We start from the raw sequence: 21,462 nt of genomic DNA on the forward strand, positions 1-21,462 counted from the left end.
GTTGTTCGCAATTGTTATCGTGCGACAGTTTAACCCTTCATGATAAATTTTCGAGAGTGCGGTAATCGATGCCGAAAACCTGCAAACAAGAGGTCGGTCAGAAAATTGGGCTCAGCGTGAAGTTTCACTTAGCTGGTGAACTTCCAGCTTAGTGAAAGGCCGAATTCTGAGACGTGTTTTTCCGGCTCAGAATCGTGCCCACGGCGTTCCAGCCCAAATTTTCTGACCGACCGGTTGTGCCCACAATATCAACCATGATTAATGCGCCAACGAAGCCAAGTTTCACAAACTCCGCGCACTTACGCTGGACGCTAGCGACAACAAAAAAAACACCATCTTCATCGAAGACAGTGCTTACGTTCATTCTCGCACCACTTTGGGACGTTTGATGCGAGTTTTAAATTGTCGGTATAAAATGTTTAAAAGAATTGGAACCGTGAGGCCGAAGATGATTTGGACCCACCAGTGGTCGAGAACGTCGACCTTGGCAACCACGTCAAAAATCATCTTGTGCATGTACATGATGGCACCCGAGTAAACGCCAAGTGGCATCAGCCAGTTGAAGATTCGGGCTGAAGTTAGGAAGTCGCTCAGGAGGAAGACTCCCAGAGACAATACTAACGGGATGAATGCCCCTAAGAAGGAGTTCGCAATCGTGTGTGATTTAAGGTAGAAACTAAATCGTAACATGCCTTGATACTTCCGCATGATCAACACCGCGTACATCGCAATAATAGCCGCCGTCAACAACGCTTTGTGCGGAATCTTCGGGTAGTATTTGAACCCATAATAACCACACAGCATGTACAACGCAGCAACCAAAACAATGTCGGCATCCCAAGGGACATACTTATATTGGAAGAAACTCATATGCGTATAGGTCATGCCCGCCATGTACATCATCAACACGATGAAGAACTGGGCTGGAACCGAGTCGACCCAGGTAATGATCATCACAACGACCAATAAGGTCACGATGTAGACCGTCATGTACCAGAAAATCGACAGTTCGTGGTTTAACGTCCGACCACCGTACAGCAGTCTGACGAAATAGAATAAGGTATACTTCCACGATTCCGCTAAAATAAAGTGGCTCGCTAGAATCAACAGTCCCCCAGCCACCAGATACATCCTAATGTTGGGAATGATCCGCCGCTTTAGAAAATGCTTCACGCCAGCCCAATTCGGCTCTAACGGTCGTAAAAAGAACCCACCTACAATGAAAAACAGCGGCATGTGCCACCAATAAATTGCTGAAAACATGGTACTCATCGCTGGTGAGTTTACCACAAGCGGATGAATGGCATGACCAGTAACAACGGCAATCATCCCAATTGCCTTGGCCATGTCGACCCATTCAATTCTTTTACCCATCAATTCTCATCCTTTCAAACATGATTCCTTGGTCTATTTTACCGAAAAATCACCCAAAAATCGGTCTGTTACACAAACGTAAAGATTTTGTTTTAATATCAGTGAATCGTTCGGTTTTCAAAGTACCATCAAAATCCTGATAGACTAACAAAGAAACCGGATTCATCGATTTAGCACCTGTCAGGCAATTTCAAACCTAACAAGGACACCTCAATATCACGACCCACCGTTTTCCGGGACTCGTTAGTTGTCATCTATTCTTAATTCGCTCACCCTACTAAACTATGTCATAATAAATACCAACGAAACCTATAACCGCTACCGCCACTTTTTTGCCGATAGCGACCATCATCGTCATCGCTGTTGCGCGTTTCGACAGCAATGACCTCATTATTATACTTTATTGGAGCGATTACTTTGAAAAAAGTTACTAAACTCGTCCCGGTGTGGCTGGCCTACACCATCATTTTTGTCGGCATCGTTGCCTGTTCCTTCGGCGCCCTTCGATTAACGGGACAAACCACTATCTGGAGTCTGGACGGGATTGCCCAGCACTACCCGATACTCACGCAATTTTATCGCATTCTTCACGGCACCGCGCATCAGTCGCTGTTTGGCTGGTCTTGGAATCTCGGCCTCGGCGCCGACCAAATGACGACCTTCGCCTACTACGTCGTGGGTGATCCATTTAGCTATCTGATTGCCCTCTTCCCAGCCGATAAGCTTGAGCTGGGTTATCAGCTGCTGACGATTCTTCGACTGTACGTTGTGGGACTCGCCTTTCTCGCATTTGCCAAACAGTTCCGTTTAAATCGCGGTGGCGCACTCACCGGTGCGTTGATCTATACGTTTAACGGTTACGCCTTTTACGTGAGCTACCACCACCCATTCTTCTTACTGCCACTGATTTTCTTCCCATTGCTCTGTCTTGCGATTGAACGCATCTATCAGGGCCACTCATTCGGCTGGTTGGCACTTTTAATTGGGTTAGTGCTGATTTGCAACGTATATTTCGCCTACGTGTTAGCGATTGGTGCCGTCATTTTTGCCATCATCCGCTACATCGACTTAGCTTATAAACACCGGCTCAACGTCTCCTTCTTAAAAGCGCTCGGTTCCTTTATTGCTAGTGGTGTGATCGGGGTACTGACATCCGCCGTGATTTTGCTGCCAAGCGCCTTAGCGATGTTGCATTCATCACGGTCTGGCGGGTCGATTTTTGCGAACGGCCTGAAACTGTATCCGCCCGTTTACTACCTTAATCTCCCGGATGCGTTAATCAACTCGAACGGTACCATTTACTACTGGGTCGTGATCGGTACAAGCGGTCTTTCATTACTTGGTATCATTTGGATGATGCGTCACTTCCGCCAAAACCTTGCCGTCAATATCACGCTAATTTTCATTCTGCTTGGTCTTTTGGTCCCAGCGGTAGCCGCAACCTTCAACGTCATGAGTACGCCATCTAATCGGTGGGTGTTGTTGGCACACCTCGTATTCGCCTTTATTGCCGCCCGCTTTGTGGATCAAATTCACACGCTCGAACCAGCAGACTTCACTTGGTTCCTAGGCGTTTCGACGGGGTTACTGATTCTCGTTTGGGCAACCAACGGCTTTTCACTTAAACTGACAACCAATAACCTGATTATTTACGTCATCTACTTCCTATTTATCACGCTACTGGCTTATGGCCTCCTTCAAGAACTCTACGCTTGGCAGCTTAAAATTGGCTTACTTGCACTCGTTTGTTTGAACGTGATCACTACTGGACTCGGCTTTTACAGTGCCAACTTTAGTGCATCAACCGAAAATGAATTGCCGGCTGGTACGGCATCCCGCTGGGCGAAAACTTATTTTGACGCCGCGGACCGGTATCTGAATCGCGCCGATCAATCTTTCTATCGCACCTCAACCACCAGTGATTACTACACATCACTCACCGTTGGCAATAACATTCCGATGTTACTGAACACGCACACGATCAGTTCATACTACTCGGTTCAAAACGGTTACCTCAACACGTTTAACAAGCAACTGCAAAACAGCCAAAACGCCATGAACAACCCAACGGACGAAGTTGATGACCGAACGACCATGAATAGCCTATTAGGGGTCAAATACCTGTTCGCGCGTCAAGATAACGTCGCCAATCAGGCGGCTGCCCCTTACGGCTTCACGCCAGTTAAAAATAAAGCTGGTCACATCGCGGTCTTCACAGATCAGCCCGTTTACGGTTTAGGCAATGGTACCGGGACGGTGCTGCTTAAAAACCAGTACGCGCTACCACTGGCCTATACCCAAACCAAGCAACTGACCGATACAACGTATAACCAGCTGAACGCGCTCACTAAGGAACGGGCACTGCTGAGTGGGACACATACCAGCAAAACTGTGTCGGGTGTCACGAAAACTTCAGCCACCACCGTTGGCAAAAGCGTTCCCTACAAGGTCAACGTCACCAGCGAACCCGTCACCACTTTGCCACAGGCCATCACTTACCGCTTACAGCACAACACCAGTAAGTCCCTTTCGGCCGCCGTTTCAACGAAGGGGTTGATGGACGATCCTAAGGAAGCGCTCAAGTACGCAGCGGCAACCGGCTTAGACGACCCATCCACCCGAGTTGAGGATCTGTTAGCCCAGAATCAACTGATGTTAACCAATAACGCCGAAGCTAATAAAAACGGACTGAAGCAAATGACCAGCGATGTTCTCGGCCAGCAGCAGACTTACCAGCTACAAATCAAGCGGCCTAAGTCGACGCGCAACACCGAGCTGTATTTGGACTTATCCGGCATCCAAGCCAGCTTCCCGTCAACTAAGACCCAATTGGCTAAGATTGCCAACCAGTCCGCGCTTGCGGGCACGCCTAACACCAAGGGTGACAAGTTAAATAACTGGCGTGAGATCACCCAACATCCTTATTTTGACGAGTACTATTTAAACGTTAACACGAGTAAATCTAAAACCACCTTTGATCAGCTGGGCATCAATAATATGTCTGATTACGAACCAAGCACCACCTCTTGATCAACCTGGGCTATTCCTCAAAAGCGCGTCAAATGGTGAACCTAACCTTCAGTAACGCCACAAAACTTAGCTTTAAAAACGTGAAATTGATTGCCGTTCCGTTTGGCAAATCCTATCAACAACAAACCCGTGCCATTCAAGTTCACGGCTTAAACAACTTGAACGTAACCAACAACACCGTCACCGGGAACACCAACCGCAAACAGGCCAGCGTTTTAACGACGTCGATTCCGTACTCGACCGGTTGGCATTTAACCGTTGATGGTCAAAAGAAATCAACCCAAATCGTCAACAGCGGCTTCGTGGGGGCGTCACTCACCAAAGGACCGCACCACGTTCGCTTAGTTTACGAAACCCCTGGTTTAAAACTTGGTAAGTGGTTGTCGATTGGCGGTGGCCTGCTCTTGATTATCGCCAGTCTCTGGCAATTTGTTTGGCAACGACGACAACAAGCTTAGTCTTAAAACACGACCAAAGCGCGACATGCGTTGGTCGTGTTTTTTGATATTCACTATTATTCTACTAACTCGCGTTGGAAAGGCGCGCGCTTTGAAAACCGCCGTTCAACAACCAAATCTGTTATAATGAATGTAACCGTTATCAAATCCTAGGAGGCACATATTATGAAGACCATCACCGCATACTTCGTTCGTCACGGTCAGACCATGTTAAACCACTACAATAAGGTTCAGGGCTGGATTGATTCCCCTCTAACTGATCGAGGAATCGCCGATGCCAAACGCGCTGGTGAACAACTTAAGGCAATCAACTTCACCGCTGCTTACAGTAGTGACTCTGGTCGGGCAATTGAAACTGCTCGTCACATTTTAAAGGCCAACCCGAATAACCTCAACATCATCAGTTACCAATACCCTGAATTTAGAGAACAGTGCCACGGCTACTTTGAAGGAAACGACTTAAATCAAATGTGGCAATTCGTTGGTGCCCAGGTTAAATTAACCTCCGAATCTGACGTTTTGGGCACTTATGGTCTAGAAAAGGCCCGTGATTTGATCCACCAAGCCGATCTTTACGGTGAAGCTGAAAGTAATGACATGTTCTGGGACCGTCTCAGTCGTGGCTTTGACAAACTTCGCGACAATTCTGAAGACGGCGACACCGTCCTCGTTGTGTCTCACGGCATGACGATTCGCTCAATCGTTGACCGTTACGCCCCTGAACTTGATGAAGGCGTTGCAACGATTAATGGCAGTTTGACCAAACTGACCATCACTGATGACAACATTCACGTTGAATTCTTTAACCGGGTATCTGGCGAGGATCTATAGTAGTAAATTAGAAAAGTTCCGCGATGTGCGGGACTTTTTTCTTTACGCTTGTGTCCAGCGTAAGCATTGGGTGGATTTTGGGTGAAGGCTGTTTGTCATCGCTTCGCTCGCCAAAGCCGCATAAAAATCAGTGCTCTCAGGCTACAAAATTCGGCGTCACTTAAACTGTCATTTCTAGGGTTCCTGAAGTTGTGGAAACTTGTCAACCACGCGCTTTCTGGCCACCACGTCGAATGGTGCTGCGCAAGACTGAGAGCTGCATGTAGGGGCACTTCGATAAAACCGCCAGGCCCGGGCGCTTTCACCGAAGTGCCCCTACACACCGCTCTCAACCCGTCTCGCTCCGCACACTATCGCTGGACACAAACGACAGCCAACCACGCCATCTAAAAAGACGCTTAACCCACACAATCAACCGATTGCTGGCTAAGCGTCTTTTGATATTTGCCTTCGAATCATCTTGCAACGACCTCCGAATTTACTGGCACAAGCGCCGGCGCAAAGGCAATTTGCGGTTGCATCCGATTCAGCGCAACGATGACCCGTCCCGTTAACTCCACCACTTTCCAGTGATCATCACGGTGATATTCCGTTACAGTTACCATTGCTGTACGTTCGTAAATCTTTTCAACTTTCCCAACAAATGGCCGTAATAGATTTCCGTTAGGTTGGCAGCGAACTAAATCATTTAATTGAATCATGTTCATCACTCCTTCATTTAATTAGACTGTACAATTTATGATCGTCATTAGTTTGGCATCGGCTAAGTCCACCACAACCGTATGCTGGTTTTGCTCAACAACTCGCCGATCCTTAAAGTGGTAGTTCAACACTTCAACCACGATTCGATCGACAACTACTCGGAGAATACGTCCAATAAAGGGCGCTGTCATCTGCGGTGTTGAGCAACGGACTAACCGACCAGATTCAACTTGTTCAATTTGCATCATGTGAACGCCTCCTTTGTCGATATCTATAAATTATCAAATTAATAAGAAATTATTAAGGAGAAAATGTGAAGATTTATTGAAAGTGTGCGAAACGGGGCGTTTAGAAGGTGGTGTGTAGTGGGGATCAAGTGAAACTGCCTGAACTTTGGGCAGTTTTACTTGGTCCCCACTACATGCAACCTTCTGCCCCGTTTCGCACCATTCGGCACGGTTGCCTTAAAAATGAACATCCATCACCGCTCTAACTCAACTACCCACAAAAAAAGCCCGCCGCCAACCCCAACAGGAATCAACGCCGCGCTCTTCAACTGGTCACCAGCTATTCTGGCTTCAGTTCACTTATTATTTAATATTATTCTGCAAGAAATCACTAATATACCCACTCATCTCAGTATAGGTTGCCTGAGTTGGGTGCAAGCGTTGATCACCAAAGACGGTCATCCGTGCATCATCCGTTGGAATAATCGTGCCTTCATAATCACGCCAATCAAGTACTTTGATGTTATGTGCCTTGTAAACTTCGGCTTCCATATCTCGTAGATCATTTAAGGTATAAGCATGATCCTTGTACATCGTGGTTGCCGCTGAAACGTACTCGCCAGTCGTGGCATCCGCAACGTAACAGTTCAATGGCAATAAACCGAAAATCTGTAAGTTAGGATATTGGGCCTGTAGCTCGGTCAGTTCTTGATCAAGCGTCGATTGCACAGACATCAATGACAGATCGTGGAAGTAATCGTTGACCCCGTAGCTAATGGTTGCCACATCGTCCTTATCGAAATTATGGTTATCAATGTTGTATGTTAAATCCAAGCTACTGCTCCCAACAACCTTCCCGTTATTCTCACCTAGGTTAGTTGACGTCATCCCTAACGTTTCACCAACTTGTTTGGGATACGGTGTTGTCGCGTAGTCAACCCCAGTCCAACCCTTGGTGATGGAATCACCTAAGCTGACCATCGACATTTGGCGTAACCACTTGGTGTAGACCCAGCTTGAACGCTTGGCTTGCTGGCAACTTTGACGTAGTAGTATTTTAACCCATTCTTCAACGTTGCTTGCTTGGTGGCGATCAACGTTTTGTTGGCATAGTTTTTAACCCAGTGGGTCTTCTTAGCGGCCTTGTTAGAGCCATATGGATAGTTCCAAAAGGCTGCGGTAATTTTACTCGTGGCAGTCGTTGAGCTCGTCTTGACCCGCATCATTTCGTTAACTTTAACGGTGGTCTTCACCTTTGATTCAGGCGATACCTTGGCCGCTTGTGCTTGAGTGGCGATCCCCATTGTCGTCAACCCCAGCAATAAGCCACTAACGGCAAATTTAATAAATTGAACCTTTGATTTCTTCAACGCACTATTTCCTCCTCTTAACTATAGCCTACATTATAGCGTATGTTAGTGAGCTCAGAAAAAACGTCATCGAATTGTTGTGGGACTGTAATAGTACGACATAACTTGTCAAAAAAGCGCCACACCGGGTTACTTTCCCCGTGTGACGCCAACGTTATTTATTACATGTCGCGATCAAACACCTGTAACCTGTGCAACGCTTCCTTTAAAACATCTCGATCAACCGCAAAATTCAGTCGCATAAAGCCGTGACCTTCTTCACCGTAATCAATGCCCGGATTCAAGCACAAATGTCCTTTCTCTCGCAACGCCTGATCCAATTGTTTATCCGTCACGCCATAGGCCATGAAATCGAGCCACATCAGGTAAGTTGCTTCCGGATACATCGGCTTAATTCGGGGAATGTGTTCGTTAATGTACGCGTACGCTAAATTTCGGTTTTCTTCCAGGTACTGATTGACCTCCGCAAGCCACTCCGCACCTTGCTCGTAAGCCACTTGAGTGCTGACGAGACCGAACGTGTTCAGTTCTTCCAACTGTTCGGCGGTAGCAGCCCGCTTCAGTACCGCCAACAACCGCGGATTTTTAGTGGCTAAATACGACGCCTTTACTCCAGCCAGATTAAACGCCTTCGTTGCGGATTTTAAAAGCACCGTCTGCTCCGCTGCTTCCGGCCCCATCAAATCAGACAACATCGACACTGGATAGGCATCCGAGAACGTTGTATCATCGTGAATTTCATCTGCCAAAATGAACACTTTATGCTGGGAAGCCAGTTCCGTGATGCGTTGCAGTTCCGCGTTCGTCCAAACTCGGCCACCCGGATTTTGAGGATTGCAGACGATAATTGCCCGGGTAATTGGATCTGACATCAACGTTGCTAACCGGTCAAAATCAATCACATACTGACCTTCTCGTTGAACCAGTGATAATTTCACCATCTTACGTCCATTGTCCGTCACCACCTGTTCATATGGCGGATAATAAGGGGCCATCACAATGACCTGATCACCACGCTGTGTTAACCGTCTAACCGCTAGTGATAGTCCAGTCACAACCCCTGGCATCAAAATAATCTGTTCAGGCGTCAGGGTTACCGCGTGATGTCCCTGTTCCCACGCGATAATCGACTGATAGAACGCATCGCTTGGTGCCGTATACCCGAGTACTTTATCATCTAATACCGTTTGCAACGCATCCCGAATAAACTTCGGTGTCGCGATGTCCATATCTGCGATGGTCATTGGCAACAAACTAGCGTCATCTTTAAGAACCTGCCACTTGATGTTATCGTGTTCTTTTCGGTTAACGTGCGTATCGATCATTTCAACCACTCCTCATTCAGACTTAAGTTGTTACTGTCATCATGACTGATGTTTCTTCGAATTTCAAGTTAGCCACTGCTAAAATCATCAAAAAAGGCGCCGACTAATGACTGTCGACACCTGCTGAAAATCGTTATTTATCTTGTTAACTCATCTGTGAGCCAAGCCACTGTAACAACCGACTTAACTGCATCCCAAAACGACGTTGATACCCCGCTTCGGAAGTCTGATCTAACGATTGTTTGATGCCATTGACCGCTAATGTGACGGCATCAGCTAACGACCAGTGGTGGACGAGCGCACCGCTTAAAATGGCGGAAAAAACATCCCCGCTGCCGTAAAAATGCCCGTCCTGATTCGGCAACGTCATCACGGTCAACTGACCATCCCAACACGCTGTCTTAACCTGATTCGTACCCGGAATACCAGTAATCACTAATTGCGTGCCCGGTGCCGTGAGCGACTGAAGGCCATTCATCTGTTGTTGAATCTGATCCTCGGTTGGCCGACCAGCAACTGGTTGTCCCGTCAAAAGCTGGGCTTCCGTCCAGTTAGGCGTCACAACCGTTGCCAGCGCCATTAGCCGTCGCATTGCAGCAACGTAGGTTGACGCCAAACCCGGATAGAGTGCGCCATCATCGGCCATCACCGGATCAACGATCAGCAACGGTAGCCGTTGAGTTGTTAATGCGGCTTCTAACGTCTGTACTAAATCTTCACGACCAATGTAACCAATTAAGCCCCCTGATAACTGAACTGACTGCGCTTGCCAGTGCGCCAACGTTGCTGAAACCCAATCAACCGATGCTTGTGACACCGGCTCACCAAATCCCTCAGTTTGCGTTGATAACACCTGAGTTGGCAAAATAGCGGTCGGAACGTCCATGGCTGACATAATCGGAATCGCAGCGCCCAGAGACATTGTCCCAATTGCGGATAAATCTTCTGCCAGCAAAAATGGTCGGTTATGCGTTGTCATCACTATGACCCAAGTAAGTGTGGCAGGCGACTTTCAAGTGGAATGACCACGAGGTAACCAACGACCCCACCCAAGATACCTTGAATAAAGTTAGTTGGCACCCCAATGACCCCAACGGAAATCCCGTACAGAATCGTATCAGATAAGAAGTAGCCAGCAACCATGACAATTGTTCCAATCACCATCGCTAAAATTTTGACGGACCGCTTCTTGCCACTACCAATCCAGCCAGCAACGAATCCTTCTAACCCGTGAACAACCAATGAAAATAACATGTATTGAGAATAGCCTGAAATTAAATCTAACAAAAATCCACTAGCGGCCCCAACAATGGCCCCTTGTTTACGTCCCAACAGTAATGCAGCAACAAAGATCCCCGCATCACACAAGTTAACGTTCCCGTGCGTCATCGGCACCGGAATCAGGAAAAATCGAGAAATTACAACCGTAACGGCAATTAACATTGCCAAATAGACGACCTCACGCGTCGACATCTTTCGTTTTACATCCATAACCAATCACACTCTCTTTACTCAATGAATTTTAACCAAAATAACATAATTGCATAACTCATTACACCACGCTAGCCCAATTAATTCAAGTCCAGCGCGTGAACTGGTACAGTTTGTTGTTAACGTTAATCATACTAATACTGTCGCTTGTATCCAGCGTAAGTGTTTGGTGCGATTTGGGTGTCGGCTGTTTGTCGTCACTTCGCTCGCCAAAGCCGCATGGAAACCGGCGCTCTCAGGCTACAAAATTCGGCGACACTTAAACTGTTATTTCCAGGGTTCCTGACATTGTAGGAACTTGTCAACCACGCGCTTTCTGGCCACCACGCCGAATGGTGCTGCGCGAGGCAGAAGGTTGCATGTAAGCATGACCCAGCCAACCTACCAAACCCGGTAGCTTCGCTGGGTCATGCTTACACACCACCTTCTAACCGCCTCGCTCCGCACACTTACGCTAGACACAATCGACAGCAAAAGAGCCCTCATCGCAACTGTCAACAGCTACGACAAAGGACTCTCAATTGTTTTTCAATTATTCAGCATCAGACTCTTCAGCCTTCAACTTCTTTTCAAGTTCAGAAACGATTTCACGGTGTTTGTCTTCAGTTAACTTCACTTTGAAGAAGTAAACCAATGCGGCAAGGACAACCAAAATCACTGGACCATAGAACATGTAAACTTTGAAGTTCATCAATTCTGAGGCACTAATGCTACTTGGTGAGGCGTTACCGATCATCCCTGAGTGAACGGCGGCGACACCGACAACCCCGTTAGCAACGGCACCGGCCAATTTATCGATCAATGGCCGAACTGACAACGTAACGGATTCGTTCCGGGTCCCGTTCTTCCATTGGCCATATTCCACAGAATCGGTGATGGTCATCAAAGCGGCCAAGAAGATCATTGGGTATGGGAAGAAGAAGACGGCGACGGCAATTAAGACGGCAGTTAAACTGTGACCGGCAAACAAGAAGATCACGTAACCAAGAACCATCATCACGATCCCACCAGTGTAAATGGCCTTCCGTTGAACCTTGGCCACAATGGTTGGGAACAGTGAGACTGAAATGACCCCTAAAGCGGCCATGATCCAGCCGGCAAAGGTAAACTTGTCTGAACGTCCTAAAACGTAGGTGAAGTAGTAAGCCAACAATGAGTTGGTGACAACGTAACCTAAAGCAAACAAGAAGTATGATAAGGCTAACCACATTAATTGGTCGTTCTTACCAAGGGCTTTAAAGATGTCGATTACACCAACTTTTTCGGTGTTTGAACGAATCAAGCTCTTCTTTTCCTTGGTCCCTAAGGTGGTTGCTAAAGCCCCTAAGAAGGAAAGCAAGCCGATAACGACGGCGAAGCCCATCCAACCGGCGTGGGTCTTCGTTTGACCAGTTGTACCAGAGAAGACTTGTGAGAAGAACACGATAACGGGATAAATCATAATTGGAACGGCTTGCGCACCAATGGTTGATCCTAAACGACCAACCGTCCCAAACCGAGCCCGGACCTTTTCGTCAACACTCAGTGCTGGTAACATTGACCAGAACGAAATATCTTTAAATGAATAGAAGATATCCAAGATGACGTAGGCAATCCCAAAGGCAACCAAGTACATCGTTGGGTTAGACGTCGTTAAGCCACCAAAGTTGGTGAAGATAACGACCAGCATAATTGAACTGATGGTTGCACCGGTCATCAACCAAGGCTTGAACTTGCCCCACTTAGTATCAGTGTTATCAACCATCCCACCAATCAGTGGATCAAAGATAATTTCAACTAACCGAATCAACATCATCATCGTGGTGATCGTGGTGATCATGTGTGAATTAAATGCTTTGTCAGAGGTATCAAACAACTGACTGGTAATGAACAACATTAAGTAGGTACTTAACGTTGCGTAGAACGCGTCGTGCCCAAAGGCCCCAAGCGCGTATGACGTATACTGCTTTGTATGATTCATTAATCGACTGCTCCCTTCATCCTTCGCTCTTAGTAACGCCGTTCAATGATCTTTTGAAGAATCTTATTACGTTGTTCTTCTTTAGCAACATCGAACTGGGTTTCTTCCAATCCGTTAAAATCCTGAGCTAGCAATAAGGCTTCAAGGTACAGGGTTAACTGCCGCTTGATGTATACCTTATCGGATTCTTCATCCTTCTTTGGGTTACCGCCGAGGACGGCTTCTGCAAAGGATTCAGGGTTCAGCGTGATCTTATCGTTTTTACCTGCCATGTCACAACCTCCTAGTTAATGTGGTAACCGAACTTTAAAGCTGAACCGTCATCGTAAAGTTTGTGAAAAATTTACTAAAAATAAGTTCAAATCCGTAAATGTATCCCCTTACATTTAACGGTATCAGCCATTAATTTTTCGATTGCCAAGGTCTATCTTGATAACATGGCTCTATTCTAGCACACTTTTTCTAAAATTGTAAACGCTTACTAAAATTTCAATAAACTTTTACTAGACTTTTTAGTTAAAATCCTAAAAAGTGGCCATTTATCAACAAAAAGACGCTTTATTTGCCTAATATTCGGTAAATTTTATCGTTAAATAAACCTTTTTTTGCAACTCAGTCGTAGCTATTAGCGCCTAACAGCCCAAAAATAGCGTGCCGATCATTCAGATCAGCACGCTATTTTCAATTCATTATAGTTAACTAAAACCTACCAGCCCATTTCATCCGCATTATCAGGTAATGAAAGCTTACCCGCTGCAAAATCACTAAAGGCTTGATCAAGAATTTCGAACGCTTTATCAAGCTGTTCATCCGTAATGACCAACGGTGGCTGGAAACGAAGCACGTTGCCCCGAAGGCTAATGATCAACGCCCCCAGTTCAAAGACCCGGTAAATCAGCTTCGTCGTGGCATCCACGTCATCAGCACCGGTTTCAGGGTCAACAATGTTAATCCCACCGTTTAAGCCATACATCCGTACGTCGCCGATGAACGGGTATTTTTGCTTCTCAGCTTCAAAGAAGGCTTTGGCCCGTTCACCCAGTTTCGCACTGCGTTCAACTAAGTGTTCGTCTTCGATGACATCTAGCGTTGCCATTGCGGCAGCGGTTGTGACAGGGTTCCCGGCCGTTGTAAAGACGTTGGCTGGGGAACCGAGCGAATTCAAGATATCCTGACGGCCAATAACCGCACTGAGTGGCAACCCAGAAGCAATCGACTTCCCAACCGACATCAAATCTGGTTCCAAGCCAAAGTGCTCAATTGACCACCACTTACCAGTCCGGCCAAGTCCTTGGTTGACTTCATCAACGGCAAACAACATGCCGTGTTCGTGGGCGTAATCGTAAACCTTTTGCATGTACTTGGTTGGCGTTTTAACGATGCCACCATCCCCTTGAATCGGTTCAATCAAAACAGCTGCCACTTCTTCAGCGGGCACGTAGGTTTCAAACGGCAACTTGAAGGCCGCAAACATCCGGTCCACAAAATCGTCTTCACTTTCGTTAGGCAGGCGCTTCCAAGGGTCAGGAAATGGCACTTTAACCATGCCAGGCAACATTGGCCAATCTTACGACGCATGTTCAAACTCACCGCAGAAGCGCTGATTGAGCCATAGGTTGAGCCGTGGTAAGCACCAGTGAAGCTGACAATATACTGACGGCCCGTGTAGGCCCGCGCAAACTTAATGATGGCATCGTTAGCATCAGAGCCTGAGTTCCCCCATGACAAGGCAACTGGGCCACTGATTGGCGCTAAGGCTGCTAAGCGTGGTGCTAATTTGGCAGCGGTGGCGTTCGCAAAGTAAGCTGGTGTGTATTGAATCAGCTTAGCCGCTTGATCCTGAATTGCCTTAACCACGTGAGGGTGCGCGTGGCCGGTATTGGTGGCCGATGCACTGGCTAATAAGTCAATGTAGTCGTTGCCATCAGCATCCGTGACGATGGCCCCTTTACCAGATTCAATGACGATATTATAGTATTTGACCCGCGAAGCCGATGAGAAGGCTGGCGCTTCGTCATGCAATAACTGCTCGTTTTTACCCATAATAAGTCCCTCCGTGTTCACAAAAACCCCAAAATTAACGCGTAATTTTGAGGCTCTTGTCTAGTTAATTAGTCTTTTTTGTTCAAATACGAATGGCGCATCCCGTAACAGAAGTACACGATGATCCCAACGATGAACCAGACGAGTGCGTAGATCTTCGCATCAACGTCTAGTCCCCAGAAGACGGCCAAGCGCCCAAGAACCCAATAAATGGCAACACTGGGTAAAGTGGCATCTTAAAGGCTGGATCTGGAATGTCCTTACCTTCACGAGGCCGTAAGCGGTAAATACCTAATGAAACGAACATGAAGGCAATCAACGTTCCGGCCGAAATCAGTTGTGAGAGGAAGGCAAATGGGAAGAGTGACCCAATCACGACCCCAACGATGGTGATCGTTGCCAAGGCGTGGTTTGGTAGGTTATCCTTGCTCAACTTACCCAACCATTTTGGCAGCATCCCGTCACGACCGAATGAGTAAACCAGCCGTGAACCAGCCAGCATCATCCCAATCAAGGCCGTAAACATCCCGATAACGGCAATGGCTTGCACAACGGTGGCAACAATTTCGTGACCACTGTGACGCAGTGCCCAGCCAACGGGTTCGGCGTTGTTAGCGTAATCGCTGTAGTGGAACATCCCAACAAGGACGAGCGCAACAGCAACGAACAATACCACTGCAATGACCAATGACCCCAAAATACCTCGAGGCATGGTCTTTTGTGGGTTCTTAGCTTCAGCAGAGTTAGCGGCGATCGAATCAAATCCAATGTAAGATAGGAAGATCATTGAGACCCCGGCATAGATCCTTGCCAGCCCCCAAATTGGGTGCCGTCTGGGTTAACCCGGTGTGCTGGAATAAATGGCACGTAGTTTTGTGCATGAATGGCAGTGGCGCCGACAACGATGAACATTAAAACGGCCAACACTTTCAAGACCACGAGGATGTTTTCAACTCGAGCAGCACTCGAAACGCCTCGTGCCAATAGGAAGGCCACCAGCAAGATGACAACGACTGACGTAATATCGATGATCCCACCGTCAGTACCAAATGGGTTGGCCAACGCGTTCGGGAACTTAATGCCCAGCGGCGCAACTAGTCCCCGGAAGTTAGCGGACAGCCCTGACCCAACGAAGGCCACGGCAATAAAATACTCAGCTAACAGTGCCCAGCCAGCGATCCAGCCGAACCCTTCACCAAAGATAACGTTGATCCACGAATAGGCCGAACCGGCAAATGGCATGGCCGCAGACATTTCTGCGTAGCAAAGGCCACTAAACCAGCCACGATGGCTGCCACTAAGAATGACAAGGCAACGGCTGGGCCAGCATGTTGTGCGGCCACAACCCCAGGTAACGTAAAGATCGAGGTGGACACGATGGTCCCAACCCCTAACGCTAGGAAATCCTTTACTTCAAGTACGCGGGCAAGGTGTGAATCCTTGTCCTGGTACACGGCGGGATCTTCTTTTCGCGTAAAATTACTGAAAAAGCTCATTAAAATTCCTCCTGTGTGGTATGCGTGATACTATGTAGTGATCACTAAAGCTGCTAAAAAATACTATGAGAGATAAATGAGTATATTTTAACAATTATTTTAATTTTATGCAATAGTTACCCGTAGATAAATCCTATCTTGTGGTTATTTTAGTGGGTACTTTGACTTTAATTTTCTCAGATTTGAACCAAAGTCCTCATTATCTACCTTAAATTGACCTAATTCGCGTCAGCTCGAGTTTCACAGATTGGATAACCTATGCATTTTGGAGGTGCACCATGAGTTACCTACTTGATTTACGTCGCAACGTTGGCCATCAGCCCTGATTTCAACTGGCGCTGCGACCCTCGTTTATAATCCGCAACACGCCCTGCTTTTGATTCATCGCACAGATACGCACCTTTGGGGTCTCCCTGCTGGTTCTAAAGAATTGAATGAATCCCTAGTAAATACTGCAATTCGTGAAGTTCAAGAAGAAACTGGCGTTACGATTACCACACCGAGCCTAACCGGACTGCTTAGTGGTCCCGAGATGCAATTCACTTACCCAAATGGTGATCAAATCGACGCCGTGATTGCAGTCTACACGGCCCAAACCACTCAACAGCAACTGACCCCTCAACCTGGTGAAACGGACCGGGTCGCCTTCTTCTTACCAGCTGATCTGCCCCATCAACTAACCGACTTCACCCGTAAAATTTTGGTGGAAAAGACCACTTGGTATGAGTAGTTGAAGGGTTCTTACTTGCATTTGACGGCCGGGTTAACCTACACTGAGGCTAAATTGTAGTAAGAAAGGACACTTTTATGAAAACTGTTACGCTTGCAAACCGCACTGTGCCCGCCATTGGTATCGGCACCTGGCATATGGGTGATGACGCTGCAACTAAAGCGACTGAAATCAAGGCAATTCAAACTGGCCTCAACGCCGGTGCCACCGTCATCGACACCGCTGAAATGTACGGCAATGGCCGCTCTGAATCCCTTGTTGGTGAAGCGATTGCGCCTTACGACCGCGATCAGCTTTTCTTAATTTCAAAAGTCCTGCCAAACAACGCGTCTCAAGCACAAATGGAAGCGCACTTAGACGCCAGCTTGAAGCGCTTAGGCACCGACTATGTTGACCTCTACTTATACCATTGGCGCGGTGGCATTCCACTTTCAGAAACCGTTGATGAACTTCAACGACTAACGACCACCGGTAAAATTAAATCCTGGGGCGTGTCAAACTTCGATTTAAGCGATATGCAGGAACTATGGCGCTTGCCAAATGGCGTGAAAGCTGCCGCAAATGAAGACCTCTATAACCTTGGCAGCCGTGGTATCGAGTACAGTTTGCTTGACTGGCAAACTCAACACCACGTGCCGTTAATTGCCTACAGCCCCGTCAGCAATGGCGACCAACTCGGCGCTAACCTGACTACGAACGAGGCTGTTTTAACAGTCGCCCGTCAACACGATGCCACCCCCTACCAGATTCTGTTGGCTTGGGCGATTCACCGGTCACAGATTCTAGCGATTCCACAAACCAGCGATTCCGAACACATGGCGGCTAACGTTGCCGCTGGCGAAATTCGTTTGACGACTGATGATTTGGCGCTGTTGGATCGGGCTTATCCGGCACCGAGTCGGAAGGAACCGTTGGATGTTTTGTGATGTGGGTTATTTCGTTTGTGATATTGAAAAAACGACTACTTTGGTTGAGTAGTCGTTTTTTTGCTGTTTGGTGGTTGGTGAGGGTGTTTTTAGCTAACTAAATGGCGCATAAAATGCAACGCGGGCCACTGACGATGTTGTGAGACCGTTCTGTTCTTAACTGTTACTTGTGCTAACTTGGCAGCGTTTGTTTCGGCTATGGTTTGGCTTATCTGTTCTGGGGGTCTCCTTCTTTGGGGAAAACGTCGGCCTTAGTGTCTTTTAGGCCGCCACGCCGAAACGTGCGAAACGAAGCAAAGAGTTGCATACAAGCGCCCCCCAGTAAAACTGCCCAAAAACCGGGCAATTTTACTGGGGGCGCTTGTACTCCACTCTTTAAACGCTTCGTTTCGCACTCTACTCCACTTTCCCCGTCCCAATCACCGGTTGCGTGCCACGCTCCGATATGATGGTGACCATCACGTTATTGATCAACTGTAACTTCCGGTCATCTGACAGTTCTAGTTTGGTATCTTTTTCTAACTTTGCCAGGGCGTCTTCCGTAATGGAGACCGCCCCTTCGACGATGATTTTACGGGCGGATAAAATGGCTGCTGATTGTTGTCGTTGCAACATTGCGCTCGCAATTTCGGTTGCGTAAGCCAAGTGGGTCAGTCTGGTTTCAATGACTTCAACCCCCGCAATGTTTAAGCGCGACTGCAGTTCCGCCGTTAACTTGTTCGACACCTCCGTTGGATTGCTCCGTAACGTCAACGTTTCAGATTCATCGAACGCATCGTACGGAAACTCCGAAGCCACGTGCCGAATTGCTGACTCACTTTGAATCTCAACGAACTGCTCGTAATCATCAACTTCAAACAACGCCTTACTGGTATCAACGACTCGAAACACGATCACCGCCGCAATCTCAACGGGATTCCCACGCAAGTCGTTCACCTTCAATAAACTACTATTGAAATTCCGCACCCGCAATGAAACCGTTGCTTTGTTGCTCAACGGGAGTGTCATAAACAAACCAGCCGAGCGAATCGTACCCACGTACTGGCCGAAGAAGGTCAGCACTTTGGCTTCATTAGGCGCAATAATCGTTAACGAACTACTCCCAATTAATGTCAGCACAATAATAATCACGCCAAGCACGATTCCCACCGTTGTTCGAAGCCATAAACACCAGCCACCCAACGCAAATAATAGGATGGCAATAATTAATCCCAGATACCCGTTCACGTGAAATATCGATTTTTCAGTCATGAGCTTATCCGTCCCCTCACACATATTTGGCTTCATTATACGTCAGTTCAGAACTAATGTGAAAATAACCACATGATTTGGAGTCGAAATTCTTTGCATCGGTTAAAAAATCATTATAATCACAGGTGAACCCAACTATGGCGACCTGCTCCCCCTACCCTTTAGCTTTACACGCAGCGACTCCCTCACCATAGTGGTTCACAGTGAGGTTGATCCGCCACGATGCGACTAACAAGTTGATTGTCAGCCACATCAACATCATGCTGACCAGTCGTTATAGCTAACGCTGGATTTAAACGGCATGGTTTTTCTAGCTGATTTAATCACACCGCAGGCACAGTGACCCGTCTGATAACTATCGGACCGTCATTGTGCTTTTTCAGTTTGAAGGGTCCCATCAACTAGCCACAACGTCCGGTCGCAGTACTGCAGTAACCGATCATCATGGGTAATCATAATGATGGCTTGTTGGTTATCGTGTGCCATCTGGGCCATGGCTTGGACCACCTGAACCGCTCGTTTAGCATCCAAACTAGCAGTCGGTTCGTCCGCAAAAATCAATTGTGGTTGGTGGTAAAAAGCCCGCGCAATCGCTACTCGCTGGCGTTGGCCACCGGAGAGCTCATTGGGATAGTGAGTTCGTTGGTCCCAAATGCCCAACGTTGTGAGTAACTGTTGCTGGCGCTCAAGTTGCGTCGTTTTAGTTAACTTATCGACTAATTTTAACTGTTCTTGAACCGTCAAAAACGGAATCAGATTTGATCCCTGTAAAATGAACCCAAACTGTTGAAACCGAATTTGGGAACGCTGTTTTTCCGAGAGGGTCGCAATATCGCGATCCCCCAGCAGAATTTGGCCACTGGTTGGCGTCTGGAGGGCCCCCATCATGGTTAACAGCGTCGATTTGCCCGAACCAGAAGGCCCCGTTAAGGCAATCAATTCACCTGGTTGAACTTCAAGGTCCGTCGAGTGCAACGCTTCAATCGCCTGTTGCCCCTTGCCAAAGACCTTCGTTACCTGTTTTAACGTCATCAATGCCATTATGCTCGTCCTCCAATCGCATCAAGTGGATCAATTCGAATAATCCGGACAATTGAAACTGCCGCCCCTAATAGTACCATCACCAGCAAGCCGGCTGAAAAACCGGTCGTTAACCAACCGCTTGCGTAGTACGGCATGCTTGACGGTAAAACGGCCGTTGTTGCCAAATTAGCAATCAACCCTAACCCGATGCCAACAACCCCCAGTAAGAATGATTGGCCCATCAATTGACCAACTAATTGGCGACTTGAGATTCCTTGCGCCCGCATCACACCATACAACGGCGTCTTTTCAATCGTCATAATGTACATAAAAATACCAATAATGAACGCAATGATCACAAACAATGTCCCAATCATGAGCGCAAAGGTACTAACTTCTGCGCTGTAACCCGGTAAGTTTTGAATAAAGGTTTTCGTTGAGAGTTGTTGGAACTTGTCGTTTGATTTAATGTGCTGCTTGTCTTTGATGACAATCGCATTTACTAATCCGGGGCTTTGCTTAAACTGCTGATAGCTATGAAGTGGCATGAAGACCACGGGTAAGGTACTGAACCGGTTATTTTGCGTCACCCCAACGATTTGATACTTCGTTGTGCTACCGTTCAGGGTAATTTTGTCACCCATGCGTAATTTACCGGTTAGCAAACTTTCATCAACCACGATTTGATGCGCCGATTTTGCTTGATGGCCCTTAATTAAGGTTGGTGCTAAGAAACCGTTAAAGTGGATGCCCATGACGGTCACGTCCGTTTTCACTTTGCGCGCTTCACTAACGCCCATCGATTCACTAACTGGTTGCCGAGTATCACTTGTCTGTAGCGATTTCGGTAACGTTGCTTGTGTCAATTGCGACGCCGTTAAATTTTTATTAGCAAACTTGCTGACAACCACGCTTTGTGCATGCCACTGATCCACTGCCGAACGGTTATTGTGCGCTAACCCAAACGCCAACCCGCTTAAAAAATATATCAGGTACGACACCAAAAAAATGACCAAAATCATCAGTAGGTATCGTGCTTTCGAATGCATTAATTCCTTGTATGCCAAATACAAACTTGATCACTCCAATTTTTATTTATCACTTGATAAATAAGTATAGCACGATGTAAAGGGATGTCTAGAGCAAATTGAGCAGATTTACGCTTGTGTCCACCGTAAGTGCGCGGAGTTTGTGAAACTTGGCTTCATTGACGCGTTAATCATGG

19 protein-coding genes and 2 pseudogenes are annotated in these 21,462 nt (G+C 47.2%); 5 read left to right on the forward strand and 16 right to left on the reverse strand.

Going from position 1 to position 21,462, the window contains the following annotated elements:
* Window positions 1-148 precede the first annotated feature (148 nt).
* Window positions 149-364, reverse strand: coding sequence for a hypothetical protein (locus JCM2765_RS11665; RefSeq protein ID WP_054736906.1), 216 nt, complete (start codon window positions 362-364; stop codon window positions 149-151).
* The gene (locus tag JCM2765_RS11670; protein ID WP_054736907.1) at window positions 361-1,374 is read right to left on the reverse strand and encodes an acyltransferase family protein; all 1,014 of its coding nucleotides are present in this window, start codon (window positions 1,372-1,374) and stop codon (window positions 361-363) included. Before JCM2765_RS11670 ends, JCM2765_RS11665 begins: the two co-directional genes overlap by 4 nt.
* 417 nt (window positions 1,375-1,791) lie before the next feature.
* Between JCM2765_RS11670 and JCM2765_RS11675 the strand changes: the two genes are divergently transcribed.
* The 3 genes from JCM2765_RS11675 (at window position 1,792) to JCM2765_RS11685 (ending at window position 5,693) form a co-directional block, all read left to right on the forward strand.
* Window positions 1,792-4,404: a YfhO family protein gene (locus JCM2765_RS11675; protein ID WP_054736908.1), complete on the forward strand. Its 2,613-nt coding sequence runs from the start codon at window positions 1,792-1,794 to the stop codon at window positions 4,402-4,404.
* Between the two features lie 32 nt (window positions 4,405-4,436).
* Window positions 4,437-4,862 carry a YfhO family protein gene (locus tag JCM2765_RS18810; protein WP_263849434.1) on the forward strand — a complete coding sequence of 142 codons (426 nt, stop codon included), beginning with the start codon at window positions 4,437-4,439 and terminating at the stop codon, window positions 4,860-4,862.
* A gap of 165 nt (window positions 4,863-5,027) precedes the next feature.
* The gene (locus JCM2765_RS11685; protein ID WP_054736910.1) at window positions 5,028-5,693 is read left to right on the forward strand and encodes a histidine phosphatase family protein; all 666 of its coding nucleotides are present in this window, start codon (window positions 5,028-5,030) and stop codon (window positions 5,691-5,693) included.
* 455 nt (window positions 5,694-6,148) lie between these two features.
* Here the strand turns inward: JCM2765_RS11685 and JCM2765_RS11690 are convergent, their stop codons facing one another.
* The 11 genes and pseudogenes from JCM2765_RS11690 to JCM2765_RS11740 form a co-directional block, all read right to left on the reverse strand.
* On the reverse strand, window positions 6,149-6,394 hold the full coding sequence (locus tag JCM2765_RS11690) for a hypothetical protein (RefSeq protein WP_054736911.1): 246 nt from the start codon (window positions 6,392-6,394) through the stop codon (window positions 6,149-6,151).
* 21 nt (window positions 6,395-6,415) lie between these two features.
* Window positions 6,416-6,643, reverse strand: a complete 228-nt coding sequence (locus JCM2765_RS11695) for a hypothetical protein (protein WP_054736912.1) — start codon at window positions 6,641-6,643, stop codon at window positions 6,416-6,418.
* 342 nt (window positions 6,644-6,985) lie between these two features.
* Window positions 6,986-7,609: an SGNH/GDSL hydrolase family protein gene (locus JCM2765_RS11700; protein WP_054736913.1), complete on the reverse strand. Its 624-nt coding sequence runs from the start codon at window positions 7,607-7,609 to the stop codon at window positions 6,986-6,988.
* The gene (locus JCM2765_RS11705) at window positions 7,591-7,992 is read right to left on the reverse strand and encodes a GW dipeptide domain-containing protein (RefSeq protein ID WP_054736914.1); all 402 of its coding nucleotides are present in this window, start codon (window positions 7,990-7,992) and stop codon (window positions 7,591-7,593) included. Before JCM2765_RS11705 ends, JCM2765_RS11700 begins: the two co-directional genes overlap by 19 nt.
* Before the next feature lie 161 nt (window positions 7,993-8,153).
* Window positions 8,154-9,317 carry a MalY/PatB family protein gene (locus tag JCM2765_RS11710; protein ID WP_054736915.1) on the reverse strand — a complete coding sequence of 388 codons (1,164 nt, stop codon included), beginning with the start codon at window positions 9,315-9,317 and terminating at the stop codon, window positions 8,154-8,156.
* 145 nt (window positions 9,318-9,462) lie between these two features.
* Window positions 9,463-10,296 carry a PfkB family carbohydrate kinase gene (locus tag JCM2765_RS11715; protein ID WP_054736916.1) on the reverse strand — a complete coding sequence of 278 codons (834 nt, stop codon included), beginning with the start codon at window positions 10,294-10,296 and terminating at the stop codon, window positions 9,463-9,465.
* Between the two features lie 2 nt (window positions 10,297-10,298).
* The gene (locus JCM2765_RS11720) at window positions 10,299-10,808 is read right to left on the reverse strand and encodes an ECF transporter S component (RefSeq protein ID WP_054736917.1); all 510 of its coding nucleotides are present in this window, start codon (window positions 10,806-10,808) and stop codon (window positions 10,299-10,301) included.
* A 532-nt stretch (window positions 10,809-11,340) separates the two neighbouring features.
* On the reverse strand, window positions 11,341-12,768 hold the full coding sequence (locus JCM2765_RS11725; protein WP_054736918.1) for a glycoside-pentoside-hexuronide (GPH):cation symporter: 1,428 nt from the start codon (window positions 12,766-12,768) through the stop codon (window positions 11,341-11,343).
* 29 nt (window positions 12,769-12,797) lie between these two features.
* Window positions 12,798-13,040 (reverse strand): hypothetical protein, encoded by a 243-nt coding sequence (locus tag JCM2765_RS11730; RefSeq protein WP_054736919.1) that lies wholly within the window; start codon window positions 13,038-13,040, stop codon window positions 12,798-12,800.
* A 434-nt stretch (window positions 13,041-13,474) separates the two neighbouring features.
* Window positions 13,475-14,811: pseudogene (locus JCM2765_RS11735) on the reverse strand (aspartate aminotransferase family protein).
* Between the two features lie 68 nt (window positions 14,812-14,879).
* A pseudogene (locus JCM2765_RS11740) lies at window positions 14,880-16,307 on the reverse strand (APC family permease).
* Window positions 16,308-16,683: 376 nt separating this feature from the next.
* On the opposite strand from JCM2765_RS11740, the gene JCM2765_RS11745 reads away from it, so the two are divergent.
* Window positions 16,684-17,037 (forward strand): NUDIX domain-containing protein, encoded by a 354-nt coding sequence (locus JCM2765_RS11745; RefSeq protein ID WP_263849435.1) that lies wholly within the window; start codon window positions 16,684-16,686, stop codon window positions 17,035-17,037.
* A gap of 77 nt (window positions 17,038-17,114) precedes the next feature.
* The gene (locus JCM2765_RS11750) at window positions 17,115-17,963 is read left to right on the forward strand and encodes an aldo/keto reductase (RefSeq protein WP_054736920.1); all 849 of its coding nucleotides are present in this window, start codon (window positions 17,115-17,117) and stop codon (window positions 17,961-17,963) included.
* A 396-nt stretch (window positions 17,964-18,359) separates the two neighbouring features.
* On the opposite strand, the gene JCM2765_RS11755 is transcribed toward JCM2765_RS11750, so the two are convergent.
* The 3 genes from JCM2765_RS11755 to JCM2765_RS11765 all read right to left on the reverse strand — a co-directional run bounded on the left by JCM2765_RS11755 (window position 18,360) and on the right by JCM2765_RS11765 (window position 21,310).
* Window positions 18,360-19,214: an SPFH domain-containing protein gene (locus tag JCM2765_RS11755; RefSeq protein ID WP_054736921.1), complete on the reverse strand. Its 855-nt coding sequence runs from the start codon at window positions 19,212-19,214 to the stop codon at window positions 18,360-18,362.
* Between the two features lie 366 nt (window positions 19,215-19,580).
* A complete protein-coding gene (locus JCM2765_RS11760) occupies window positions 19,581-20,255 on the reverse strand; it encodes an ABC transporter ATP-binding protein (protein WP_054736922.1) in 675 nt (224 codons plus the stop codon).
* A complete protein-coding gene (locus JCM2765_RS11765; protein ID WP_054736923.1) occupies window positions 20,255-21,310 on the reverse strand; it encodes an ABC transporter permease in 1,056 nt (351 codons plus the stop codon). The genes JCM2765_RS11760 and JCM2765_RS11765 overlap by 1 nt, the downstream gene beginning before the upstream one ends.
* Window positions 21,311-21,462 lie beyond the last annotated feature (152 nt).

Source organism: Secundilactobacillus similis DSM 23365 = JCM 2765 (assembly GCF_001311075.1).
In the GTDB taxonomy this organism is placed as follows: domain Bacteria; phylum Bacillota; class Bacilli; order Lactobacillales; family Lactobacillaceae; genus Secundilactobacillus; species Secundilactobacillus similis.